Origin of the sequence: Stutzerimonas zhaodongensis (genome assembly GCF_003696365.1) — a bacterium.
GTDB lineage: Bacteria > Pseudomonadota > Gammaproteobacteria > Pseudomonadales > Pseudomonadaceae > Stutzerimonas > Stutzerimonas zhaodongensis.
The window spans coordinates 15,415-27,707 of sequence record NZ_RFFM01000009.1 but is presented as its reverse complement, the minus strand read 5'-3'; the positions used below and the strand labels follow the sequence as shown (position 1 = coordinate 27,707).

Here is a 12,293-nt window from a genome sequence, read left to right as displayed (position 1 = left end):
TGGCGGTAACGCAAGCATCGTCGACGTGCTGGCCATGCCAGGTGCCGAGGATAGTGCGTTGATGCACCGCGGACGCAGATCCAGACCCGCCAAGTCGATCTTTGTTGAGGCTCATCCTTGATGCAAAGCTGGTGTCCGAGCTGCGCAAGGCCAAGTCGGGCAGGGCGGACGCGGGTGTCTTTCCCTGAGCCGCAACCGTCCAGGCCAGCAAGCTAATCGTGTCGGCGATGAGCAGACCGCTGTTTAAGCCATAACTGTAGGTCTTGCCCAGGCACGTGATTTTCTCGGGACTCTCGTCCGCTGATTGTTAGACATCGGAAGCCCAGCCCGACCGACCCATCTGGCCGGCTATTGTGATTGAAAGCGCTTGAGCCCACTGTTGACTGTGTGCCTTCAGTATCCAGATGCTGGCCGTCTTTAAGCGGACAGCAGGATGCTGTGATGGATATGCGCCTAGCCAAGAGGTTATTCAATGCGTCGATTTCTTGGGGGCGGCTTGTTGAGCTGTTTGGCTTTTGCTGCGCCCGCCGAGGTTCTACCGCTGGATCACCTGCTCAATGGGATATCCGCTAGGACGTCGGTACATGGGGCGATGGCCGACTTGTCTATGCCGGGTCAATTGCCTGAGCCGCCCAACACTGAAGCCGGATGGCAGCAAAACGGCTCGGGGCATGTAAATCGCCCCACCGACAAATCTCATAATGACGCCCTAACTTACAGCCTGGCCATCCGCCACCCCTTGCTCAGCGCTCTACGTCGGCATGTAAGTGAACTGAGCGCGGTAAGTAGCGAGCGTGAACATCAGAAAGCGATTCAGCAGCTCGCCAGTGCAGAGCAGCGGTTGATTGTGAGCGCCGCTTACGCTGATTGGTGGCGAGCCAGCGAAACCTTGCGCTGGTGCCAAAGCCTGGGAACCAGGCCGGCGCAGGCGCGCGCTGAACTGGCAGAGCGTGTGCACAGTGGCTCGCTTCTGGCTTCCGAAGCAATGCTGTTAGAAAGCCGATGGCAGGCTGTTACAGTGGAGTGTCTTGCCTCTGGCCAAGCCCTTACAGCGAGCAAGGTCCTGCTGGAACGGCTGAGTCACCGTAGTATTGAGTTCATGGAGCCGATTGCCGAGCCGCTCTCATTGACGGTTCAGCCAATTGAAACTTGGAGGCAACGGCTTGATCTGAACCACCCTGTTTACGGTCGCGCAGCGGAGCTGAGCCACAAGCGATCTGGGTTCAGCTCGGCCCAGGGCTCAGCGGGCAGGCATGGGATCTCACGATCCGGCGACGCTCCCGTTGCCAGCCCGACGCTCTCATCGTCTAGCGACCGAATGAGCGACGAAACAGTCAGAGATCCGGAGCGCTCAGAACAAGGCCTGGGCTCAAGAGAGCATTTGCGGGCTGAAAATGGGGCAATTCTTCAAGCACTGCAGGATGCACTTATTGCACAGCACAGGGCCTCGTTGAGTCTGTCGCCCGCACAAGAGCGGTTCAATATCGCCAAGCTTGCGCTAACCGAGCAGCTAAGCAACGCGGCCGGTGCTGAGCTGAACATCGGAGCGCTCCAGATGAGCGAATTGGAGCTTTATCGGGCCGCGTTAGAGCTAATAGATCGCTGGTACACGGTTTGGCAGCAATTGTCTGGCTTGCAGCTGTTGTTTACCGACGATGCTCAACGCACTGCGCTTATCGGAGGCGACATGGTTCACTGGACACCTCTGAACGCGAACTCGGCAGACTCTAAACCCCCCCGTAGCTGGGACCAAGGCGTCTACATTTGGGATAGCCGAGCACTACTGAGCTCTGCTACCCGGGATCGAGCAATGGCCCGCCTTGCGCGTGCGGGCGTCAAGCGTCTCTATATCGGGCTAAGCGCTGAACAACTCGCGCAGCCGGATATTATTCGCATACTCGATGCGACGGTCATGGCACTCGACAGGCATGGCTTTGAGCCTGTGCTGCTGTTGGGCGATCCGGACTGGATGGTGCCAGAACACCGAGCTTCGCTGATTGCGATCATTTCTAAGCTCGGTTCGGTGGGTTTCGCAGCTCTGCACCTGGACTTAGAGGTTGAGCAGCGTGGCTGGCCGGTCGCGCCTCAGCACGTGCGCGAATGGCTGGACACGCTAAAGCAAGTGGCAACCGCCAGCCCTTGGCCTGTCGAAATATCGAGCCATTATCGCTGGTTCACCGAGGAGATGGGTGGGATGCCCTGCGCACCGTGCGAGCTACCATCACTCGGTGTTAATAGAGTGAGCCTTATGATTTACACCCGCAGCGCCGAACGCAGCGCTGAACTCACGGAGAAAATTGCACGACGCTGGCCTGCAGTGCACTTTCGACTCGCGCAGAGCGTAGAACCTGAGCTGGCGCCTGACGAAACGTGGGCTGATGCTTCGCAGGCTTTGCTGCAGGAGCAGAACAGCCGCTGGCGGACCGCGCTGCAGCCATTGGCTGTAGGGGGCATCGATTGGCAAGCTTGGGAACATTTCCCAACAGAGCAACAGCCTTGAAAAATCGTGTTCGGCGAACGAAATGTTTCAGGCCCACCTTGTGGCGGCGTGAACAGCGAGTCGCCAGTTCCAGGTAGCTGAGAAAATACGCTGATGCGCATTGCGCGAAGATGGCTCGTGGCGGGCGGTGCCCCGAAAGTCGCCTGACTCGTACCGTTTCGATATGCTGGTCTCCAACCTTTACCGATGAGGTTTTCGTGCCGTTCTGGGACAAGCCCGCCTTTGCAGCACGTGTCATTGCTGCTGTGTTTATCGTCAGTTTATTGATAGCGGCCGCTACTGCTTTTATCGATCGAAATACGTTCGATCGCCTGGATAAACTCAATGGGCCAGGCGAACCGAGCTATGTTTCAGAGCAGGCGCGTTCTGACTGGAAAGGCTATTCCGGCGGAGAACGCTCTCGTCTTGCAATCTTGTTGACCGATGAGGATTCCGCCTGGCTCGGCCTGGCGCACGGTCTCAAAAGTATTGGCGTGCCGTTCACTATCACCGACGACGTCACCGAGGCCACTCGTCATCACGTCGTGCTGGTGTATCCATTGATTTCCGGGCGCACGCTTGATGAGGCTGGGCGAATGGCGCTTCGCCGTCATGTGGAAAAAGGCCGAACGCTCATAGCCACCCAGGTGTTAGGCGGTGGCGTGCAGGATCTATTCGGCTTTGAATCGACGGTAGAGTCTCGATCCCACCACAGCATCATCTTCGAGGACGTGCCGACCCTTGAGTGGATCAGTGATCCGAACGAACGGACAGTACTGCTTGGACAGCCGGAGCTATCGACAAGTTGGACAGGCACGCAAACTTATGAAAAAGCGCAGCAGATATTGGCCAGGTTCGAAGATGGATCGGCTGCGATGGTAAAAGGCGACAACGAAGCAGGTGGGAGCGCCTATGCGTTGGGTTTTGACCTCGGTTTTTTCATCATGCGAGCGCACAACGACCGCAACGACCAAGGCTACCGCGCATATGCAAACGGTTACGAGCCATCCGTGGATGTTTGGCTGCGCTGGCTCAAGGCGGTGTATCGGGAGCACGAGCCGCTAGCCATCACGATGGCCTCCGTACCGGAAGGCCGACAACTTGCTGCGGTTGTGACCTTCGATGTGGATTACGTTGAGTCCATGGGCAACCTGCTTGCCTACCGAGACTTGCTCGTACGGGAAGGGGTACCGGCCACCTTTTTCCTTCAAACGAAGTATTACCGCGACTTTCAAGACGAAGGATTTTTCAACGATCGTACCCTTGCTGCGCTGGATGCCTTGGTCGAGGCCGGCATGGAGATTGCGAGTCATTCGGTAAGCCATTCTGACATGTACGCCTCGGTGCCGCTTGGTGATGGGACCGAGCAATATCCGCTCTACCAGCCGCGCGTTAAGTCGCTTGGGGACACCCGAGGTGCAACAGTGTTGGGGGAGCTCAGGGTAAGCCGTTTTTTGCTGGAGCAGCTGACAGGTGGCCAGGTGGTCTCCTTCCGCCCGGGCTATCTGGCAACACCGCCGCGCCTCCCGGAGGCGTTGGCCGCATCAGGCTATCGCTTCTCGAGCTCGGCAACCGCCGGGAATCTGACCACACATTTGCCGTTTCGCACTAACGCTCAGCGAATGTATAGCAGCGAAACGTCGGTATTCGAGTTCCCAATTGCGGTCGAAGATGAGATACCGCCAATCATGGATCAGCGAGTCGAGGAAGCAGTTGAGCTTGCCGAAAAACTTGCGCGGTATGGCGCCAGTTTTGTGATGCTGCTTCACCCCAATGAGGTCGACCATAAATACCGCTTCTTGGAGCAAATTCTTCCACGGCTCAAACCTATCGCTTGGTTTGGTACCCTGAAACAATACGGCAGCTGGTGGGCTGCACGCGATAAGGTTGAACTCGATGTACAGCAGCAAGACGGGGGCGTCGAACTTAAAGTTAAAGCTCCAGAGCCAATAAAAGGGCTAGCGTTTGAGTTGCCAGAAGACCTACGGCCGTACCCTGACAGCGTCATGCAAAGACTGCCCGACGGGCGATGGCTGATCAACGAGGTTCCCGCAGGCACCATGACGATTAGCCTAGGTAAATAGCTACCTCGAAGCGGCATGCGTCATCGCTCCCCATATGGACACGCAACACTCATTTCCGTGAGGATGATAAGCCTCGCCTGGAACCATGCTCCCGATGCGTCTGGCTCAATGGCCGCCCCCACGGTCTTCGGACAAGCGCTCTACCTGTCCGGCGACCTTTCTCGAGTTGGTCGATTACAGTCCGGAAATAATCCTTGGTTTTGCTGATTTTCAGCGCTTCGATGATGACTTGGCTTATCGCCCGAGGGTCTAGCCTTCGCACAGCGCCGACCATCGTAAATGCTTCGGCTGTAAGCATTCGCCTACGCTCTGCGTCGCGATTAATCCGTAGATACTCTTGGCCGCTAGCCCCATAGTGCGCACGCATTGACGCAGGACGCGCACCGAGCCTGGATGGCCAAGGGATCGCCGCGAGGAGTGCGGTGCCTAGGACAAATGGAAAGACCGCATGCTATAGAACCCCGCTTCGGCGGGGTTTTTTATTGCTCACGCGTTACCGAGCCGGCTGCGCCAGTTTGCTCAGCACGATGGTGGCGACTCGAAGTTGCTCAGAGATGACGCAATAGGTTGGCGGGCATCACGGACTATCCCCCGTCGCCGCGCACGGAGCAAAATTGCGCAGCGACGTCACGTCTAAACGGCACGCGCAGCGTTTCGAGCACCGTGCCGGTGAATGCAATAAATGCGATCGGGACCCCTGCACGCGTGCTCCGCGAATCGAGGGACTACCTGCATTCGGGTTGCAACACAGGACCACCGGTGAGCGACAGTCAGCTCGCGCTCTGGTGGTTTCTTTAATCGGAGACCCGCTTCAGCACGAGATCGTGCCTCGTTTCACCAATAAAAAATGAGTGTTTCATAAGGCCGTCGGGCTGCGCCTGCATGATCGTGGCATGTTGCGACTTGTGGTAAGGATGTCGGTATAGCGACTCCTTTTCCGAGTACGCGTAGCTTTGGTAATGCAGCTCATCGCCCACCCAGTGCACTGCGTTGTAAAGGTGACGCCAGTTCTCGCTGTTGGCTTGGTAGAGAAAAGCTTCTCCGTCATCATCGCGACGAATTTCGATCTGCACCTGCCCGGTGTCAATGGCCCATTTGCCGAGGAAGCGATCCAGGTCCGGGCGAGCGGGTACACGTGGGGCAGGGACGAAATCGCTCTGCTGATAAGGGGTCGCCTTAGCCTGCAGATTCTCCATCTGATACAGCGCGCACAGCGGCGCCGCTTTCTCAACTTTGAGATACGCAAATGTCAGGTCGGAGCCCGCAACATGCAGGCCGAGGCGCATCGTGCGACGGTTGAACTCCAGCACCTTCAGATCGAACTCATCAAGTGCCGAGCTGACGTGGATCGTCTGACCGTCATCAGCCACGTGATAGTCCGATTGTTCCACCTCAGGCTGTCCCGGCTCCGCGCAGTTGAAAGGGTGCAGCAATGCCTTGCCGTCAGCCCTGTACTCGACGACATTCGCGATGCCGTTACGCAGCGGCACCATGGCCCAGATACCAACCAGGTGCTCTTCGTTCTGTGCGAGCGACAGGGGTTCATTGCTTGGAGCCTTGTCTGCACATCCGGCTATGAAGAACGCGGTTAGGCAGATTGGAAACAGTTTTGTAGACATGTGGCGTCATCCATGAGTAACGAGTCTGGGTGGTGCGCGTCCGCGCTGCTCGGGAAATTCCGATGGCAAACGTCTGTTTATTGGGCCGCTTGAGGCACGAACAGGAAGGTCGCACTGACCAGATGTTGAGCATTCATCGTCACGGTGCAGTCACGCCCCGTCTCCTGACCTGCACTGTTCAACACCGGCGAACACTGAAGGCGCACGCGCTTGTCTTGGTAGTCGTACTCAACCCCCTGTGTCGTATTGCTAACCAGCTCCTTCATAAATTTCATGCCCCACGGGCCAAACTGGATTTCAGGTTCGCCCTTCATCAGGAACCCAGATGTCGGCGTTGCGCAAAGCGTGCCCGATATGCGTTTGCCATCAATGAGGTTGGCATCGGTGTAGCAGTACCCAGTTCTGCTGGCGTCTATGGTGATCGGGCCCCTGTTTAGCCAGGTTTCAGGCTCGTAGCTAACACAACCAGACAACATACCCAGCGCGAGGAGGGGACCAAGCAGGATTGGTCGTTTCATCGGCAGTTCCTTTGCGGTTTAGCGTGATGGGAAAAAAAAGGATGCGCATGCTAGCCAAGCGACTTGAGGCAGGAAGGTCCCGGATCACAATTCTTAAGATTTGCAGGGCGTGCCAGAGCAGTTTCAGCCAAGTGGTTAAACGACGACGCCCGCAGGCCTGATAATCGGGGCGCCTAGGACCTTCAAGACCATAGCCCTGAAAATCAAACCGAACCAATCAGCAGCCGTGGCTTCGATCGTAGCTAATCAAGCGACGTACGCCGCGATGATCTTATTGTGCGAAGAAGCGGTTGCAGGCAAATAACTTTCATAGGCGCGAATTTTTGCGAAGCACGGCACGCTCTGTTGAACGGCTCACAAATATTGGCTGTGTCTTTCTTTTGAAGGGCTTTTCCAAGCAAAGGCGCCGGGTAACAATGTCCCTTTATGACCCTAAGCAAGGACGCAACGATGGGCTATCTGGTTCTCTCTCGCTCTGAAGGCGAGCAAATCACTCTTCGAGTTCAGCCCGGTACCGATCCGGATGATCTTTTGGCGCAGTTGCTGCTCGACGGCATCGTTGTGCATGTAGGGCAAATCAGCGGCGGGCAGGTCAGAATCGGTATTGATGCTCCTCTGGATCTTCAAATCTTACGCAGCGAACTCGAGGCGCTTTGATCGTCTGTCGGAGGGGGCGGTAGAGGTATGAACGGCGCCGCCATGGATGCGAGCGCTTTGATGTTCCTATCTCTCAAAGCTCGCTAATCAGGCCAAGCCAGGGCTCACGCAAGATGCCCGAGCCCAACGGCTTGTTGATGGTTGATTCAGAAAGGCGAAGGCGCACCGACGATCAAACGTAAAGGATCCCGCGAAATCCCCTGGCCGCGTAGTAAGACTGCGCGCCGTTGTGGTAGGTGAATACCATACCGTAGCGGCGATCGCAGAAAAGTGCGCCTCCAAGCGAGCGGATGTTCTTCGGTGTCGTTACCCAGCTGGAGGTTTTGGTGTCGAATTCGCCGAACAGCTGCAGCGCTTGGTATTGGTGTTCGTCCAGCAACTCTACGCCCATTTTGGCCGCGACCTCGACGGCGCTGCCTTGAGGCTTGTTGGCCTTGCGTTGGTCAAGTGCCGCCTGGTCGTAACACAGGCTTCTGCGACCGGCTGGGCTCTCGGCTGAGCAATCGCAGAACGTGTACCTGCTTTGCGCAGAATCTAAAGCGACAACATCCGGCTCCCCACCTGTTGACTCCATCAAGCTGAGCGAAAGCAGAATGTCGGACCTGGATACGATTTTTGGTTCGATATCACCCCAGGCCAAATCCGGATGGCGGTTTTCGTTGTTTTCAAAACGATCCTTCAGGATCTGAAGCAGCTCGTCTCGTTTGTTTGTTTCCATGCCGGTGCATTTCCTCAGGCGGGTACACCAACAGCATAGATGGTGACTTAGGCTGCCCACATATTCGCTACAAGGGCAGTGCGCAATATGGGTGGTCATGAGCGAGGGTCGCTTGCAAGGCGTTGTGACGCTTGCTGATATTGTGAAGCTCGTGCTTCCTAAGCCATCGAATTCGTAGCGAGGCCGATTGCCGTTGTTTGGCTAATCGGCCTGGGGGCCGAAGCCCCCGCTGCTGTTAGAGCAGCCCTGACTCAGCAAAGGACACTCTGTCGTGACCTGCGACGATAATGTGATCGAGCGTCCGGACATCCACGAGCCCTAGCGCTTCACGTAGCCGTCCGGTCAGTGTCCTGTCCGCCGTGCTCGGCTCCGGATGCCCGCTTGGATGGTTGTGTGAAAAGATCACTGCCGCTGCATTGAGCTTCAGTGCTTCTTTGACGACCTCTCGTGGATGGACCGAAGCGCTATCGATTGTTCCCCGGAACATCTCGACGTATTTGATCAAGCGATGGCGACTGTCGAGAAATAGCACTGCAAAGACTTCGTGCTCGTAGCCTGCGAGCTTTGCGCCCAAGTAGTCCTTCACCAGGTCCGGGGACGTGAACGGCGCTCCGTTCATAATCTTCGTATCGATGACATGGCGTGCTGCTTCTAGGATCTGATCGGCTGTGGCCAAACGGTAGCGGCCCTGGCCGTCGCGGACGAGGAGGGAACAATCAGTTGTAAAAGAGAATTGAGACATGACAGCGTGCTCCGGTTGCTCGGGCGGTATTGCCCGGAACCGACGCGGCACGGCGCAGCGCAAGCAGTCACAGGGGCACTGCCGGCGAAAGCCGCAAGCGTGCGATGCGCGCGCAGCCCTTGACGACGAGCACGCCGTGGCAAGATGAAATAAACCAGCAAGATCGCCGTCCCAAATGGGGGTGCACCGTTATGCGCTCTGAAAAAGAATTACGGATTACCGGCTCAAGGAATTGTTTGCGCTGCTGAAAAACAAGCCAACCTGGCAGCTCGGTTGTTCGACCGATAACCCGCGGCGCGGATGCTGAAAACGGGGTCCGTAGTGTCGGCCTTGGTTTGTTTATCGTCAGGGAGATCGTCAAGGCGCACGGCGGCCGGGTATCTGTGAGTTCGGATGAGACGAGTGGAACGTCATTCACCGTCAGTTTTCCGCTCGGTTGATATTTAACGGAGTCGGCTACTTGCCGATATGTGGACCGTAAAACCGTCAACCGCGAACGCATTGAAGAACGAGAGCGTGCAGCCGATACGTTGTACGATGACGCTGGGTATACTGGCATAGTGACTCTATTAATCGGTGGCGTTCCATGTTGTTGGCTCCTCTTCGCAGTATGCGTGCTCGGTTCGCTCTCGTTTTGGCATTGGTCGCGCTCGTGCTCACGTGCGTCTTTGGAACTGTGATTGGTGAGTCATCCATCTCTAGGCTCAAAGCTCAGACCGGCCTTCAGTTGGCCGAATTGGCATACTCAATGATTGATCGCCTGGACCGCGACATGAGTGGACGCTCAAAAGAGCTCACGGTGCTAAGCGAGCTTGAGGCGCTGCGTAATCCTGCGAATATCAGTGAAGCTCGGTTATTGCTTAACCGTCTGAAAGAGAAATTCCCAAGCTATTCCTGGATAGGACTTACAGATGCGCACGGTACGGTCGCTGCGTCGACATCCGGATTGTTGGAAGGAGCAGATATTTCTCAACGCCCAGTTTTCATGAACGGCCTGGATCAGACGTTCGTTGGAGACGTGCACGAGGCTGTCTTGCTTGCGAAGCTTCTTCCCAACCCATCCGGCGAGGCGATGAAGTTTGTCGATATCAGTATGCCGGTGCGCAATGGTGACGGCGGTTTGGTGGGCGTGCTCGCAACACATTTATCGTGGGAGTGGGCCGATGAGGTAGGCAGATCGCTTTTCGAGCCATTGCAGCGGCGCCTGCCAGGACTGGAGTTTCTGGTAATAAGCAAGGACCGGACTGTGTTGCTAGGCCCAAAGGAAATGATTGGCGAGACGCTTGGTGTGCAGGTCGACACTAGTGTTCGTCAGGGATGGTCGGTCCAGCCTTGGCAGGACGGCACCGTCTACCTGACTGGGGCAGCCCAGAGCGTCGGAGTAGACGATTACGAGGGACTTGGCTGGACGGTCGTAGCTCGCCAGCCCGCATCAGTCGCCTTTGCCGAGGCCCTAGCCGTGCGCAACGAAATACTCATGTGGGGCTGTGTATTATCGTTCGCTTTCGCGGTGATCGGATGGTTTGCTGCGGGCATGATTACAGGGCCGGTCATCCAGATCGCCAGTGCTGCAGCCAGGCTCTCTGAAGGCGCTGATGTAACCATCCCATTGCTTAAGGGTACGCGTGAAGTTGAGACGCTCAGCATCGCTATTCGCCACCTAGTGGAGAGCCTTACTCGCAAGCGAAGCCAGCTGGCTCTGGTAGAGGGGATCGCCTACCGCGATACCGTCACTGGATTGCCCAACCGGGCGGCCTTGGACAAGTTCGTACAGGCGGTGCGCAGCGATGCCGTCACTCGTCCCAATTTTGGGGTTCTGTGTCTGGACCTTGACGGGTTCAAGCCGGTAAACGATCGCTTCGGCCATGCTATTGGAGATGCCTTGCTCCACGAGGTCGGTCTGCGTCTTCTGGCTGCAGTGCGCGATGGAGACATTGCTGTTCGTCATGGAGGTGACGAGTTCGTCGTCCTGCTTCGGCTAAAAGCTGGCGACACCTTTGACAGCGTTCAGCGTACCGCGCAACGTATCATCTTGAAGCTGGCGGAGCCGGTAACGCTGGGCGGCCAGCTCGTAAAGGTCGGTTGCAGCGTCGGCGGTGCAGTATGGACTAACAACGAGTTCGATGAGGTATTGGCTCAGGCTGATGCAGCGCTTTATGAAGCAAAACGCGCAGGCAAGTCACAGTTCCAATTTCACCGAATGACCGTTCGATCAGACAAGGAGCCACTGGCCGAGGCGTCAGTGTATTAGCAAGCGGCGGTGAAGCCTGTAACGTTATGGCTTCAAAGTAGTACGCACTCCTGATGGCCGTTCTAACATCCGATTTGAAGATCGGGACTGATACGCGTTGACCTGGTGGTGATGCAATTTATGCATCGTGTTGCCCGTTGCACACCTCAATGGCTTTGCGATGCACTTGCCCAGGTTCAGGGTTGCGCCGTTGTTATACGGCTACTGCAGGTGCTGCCATACGGCGGTTCGCGTGGTTGGCGAAGTGCCGTATGGCAGTAGCCACCAAGCCGTAGGCGCGGTAGCAGCCGTTAACTGGGATCGGGTTTAGGTGTGGCGGTCTTAGGAAGGTGTGTTTCGGGATCGTACGGCATCCCAAGAAACAGCAGCTGCAACCCCGTGTCGTGCTCGCGTTTCTGCACTTCAGCCGTCACCCATCTGAAGGCTTGGTGCAGCGCCTGGAACGAATCCACCCCACATACCGAAACGACGCTCTCAAGTTCTGTTTCAGTAACACGAATCGGACACCTCCAATCGTTGCCCGACGCCGTTACGACGTCCTGGATTGGAAGGCCGATCTCCAGTAACAGATAGCGCGGATTAGTTGGATTACTACTCTCGAACGTTCTACTGGCGACCACATGGGTGAATGTATTAGGGACCGGGGGAAGGGTGTTCATCAACCTAGGGCCTCGTATAGCGTTCGTAATTACATCCCACGCAGAAGTGGGAGGCGAGGGGTGCCGTTATGTTCACCGGACTAAAATAATGAATAAACTGACGCACCGTTAAGCAGAGCATGATGGATTAAACGCCATGTCAGCTTTTCCGTCTGACGAAGATCCCCTGCCTGTGATAGGTGCGCTCTTCCTGAATCGCGCCATCTTTCTATGAATCTTGATCGACGCGGTCTCACCTTCGATAAAAAAAACCAAGAGCGTGATTAGCTCGCCCTTAGTGCTGGCTGTTTTGGATGCTTTAGCTGCCCCTGCCTTTCGCAGCTCCCAGCCAGCGCCAGTGGGTAGATATGGTAATTGTCCATCATGTGGTCCTCTGGACGGTCGTGTATCAACAGAGCTCTGAGCGCTATGGTTGTCCGGACACAGGATGCAAACCGCGTATTCGCCATGTCTTTGAGCAAACGAAACAGCAGATAGCACCGGCAAGCAATGCCGCGCATTGAGCACGGCTTCTCGCTTTTGGGGCTATCGCGCCGAAACGACAGATTCGCAATCGCTCATCGCTG

General features: G+C 56.4%; 9 protein-coding genes and 2 pseudogenes. 5 read left to right on the top strand and 6 right to left on the bottom strand.

Features of this window, described 5'->3' with window-relative positions; genetic code table 11:
* Window positions 1-1,318 precede the first annotated feature (1,318 nt).
* Both EA797_RS21730 and EA797_RS20555 read left to right on the top strand, forming a co-directional pair.
* Window positions 1,319-2,500, top strand: a complete 1,182-nt coding sequence (locus EA797_RS21730; RefSeq protein WP_147456830.1) for a hypothetical protein — start codon at window positions 1,319-1,321, stop codon at window positions 2,498-2,500.
* A 197-nt stretch (window positions 2,501-2,697) separates the two neighbouring features.
* Complete coding sequence (locus EA797_RS20555) at window positions 2,698-4,563, top strand: polysaccharide deacetylase family protein (RefSeq protein ID WP_167468840.1); 1,866 nt, start codon at window positions 2,698-2,700, stop codon at window positions 4,561-4,563.
* 794 nt (window positions 4,564-5,357) lie between these two features.
* Here the strand turns inward: EA797_RS20555 and EA797_RS20550 are convergent.
* A complete protein-coding gene (locus EA797_RS20550; RefSeq protein WP_147456829.1) occupies window positions 5,358-6,056 on the bottom strand; it encodes a hypothetical protein in 699 nt (232 codons plus the stop codon).
* Between the two features lie 203 nt (window positions 6,057-6,259).
* Complete coding sequence (locus tag EA797_RS20545; protein ID WP_122168677.1) at window positions 6,260-6,700, bottom strand: hypothetical protein; 441 nt, start codon at window positions 6,698-6,700, stop codon at window positions 6,260-6,262.
* Between the two features lie 450 nt (window positions 6,701-7,150).
* Between EA797_RS20545 and EA797_RS20540 the strand changes: the two genes are divergently transcribed.
* Complete coding sequence (locus EA797_RS20540; protein ID WP_167468839.1) at window positions 7,151-7,357, top strand: carbon storage regulator; 207 nt, start codon at window positions 7,151-7,153, stop codon at window positions 7,355-7,357.
* Window positions 7,358-7,529: 172 nt separating this feature from the next.
* Here EA797_RS20540 and EA797_RS20535 read toward each other — a convergent pair whose 3' ends face one another.
* Together EA797_RS20535 and radC are read right to left on the bottom strand one after the other, a co-directional pair.
* A complete protein-coding gene (locus EA797_RS20535; protein WP_369426646.1) occupies window positions 7,530-8,174 on the bottom strand; it encodes a DUF4256 domain-containing protein in 645 nt (214 codons plus the stop codon).
* Between the two features lie 136 nt (window positions 8,175-8,310).
* On the bottom strand, window positions 8,311-8,817 hold the full coding sequence (radC, locus tag EA797_RS20530; protein WP_122168671.1) for a RadC family protein: 507 nt from the start codon (window positions 8,815-8,817) through the stop codon (window positions 8,311-8,313).
* Between the two features lie 281 nt (window positions 8,818-9,098).
* On the opposite strand from radC, the pseudogene EA797_RS20525 reads away from it, so the two are divergent.
* Together EA797_RS20525 and EA797_RS20520 are read left to right on the top strand one after the other, a co-directional pair.
* Window positions 9,099-9,257, top strand: a pseudogene (locus EA797_RS20525) (ATP-binding protein); the annotation flags it as partial.
* Between the two features lie 146 nt (window positions 9,258-9,403).
* Window positions 9,404-11,068 (top strand): sensor domain-containing diguanylate cyclase, encoded by a 1,665-nt coding sequence (locus EA797_RS20520; RefSeq protein ID WP_122168667.1) that lies wholly within the window; start codon window positions 9,404-9,406, stop codon window positions 11,066-11,068.
* Window positions 11,069-11,358: 290 nt separating this feature from the next.
* Here the strand turns inward: EA797_RS20520 and EA797_RS20515 are convergent, their stop codons facing one another.
* Both EA797_RS20515 and EA797_RS22075 read right to left on the bottom strand, forming a co-directional pair.
* On the bottom strand, window positions 11,359-11,727 hold the full coding sequence (locus tag EA797_RS20515) for a DUF6968 family protein (RefSeq protein ID WP_122168665.1): 369 nt from the start codon (window positions 11,725-11,727) through the stop codon (window positions 11,359-11,361).
* 139 nt (window positions 11,728-11,866) lie between these two features.
* Window positions 11,867-12,089 (bottom strand): annotated as a pseudogene (locus EA797_RS22075) (DUF2188 domain-containing protein).
* Window positions 12,090-12,293: the final 204 nt, after the last annotated feature.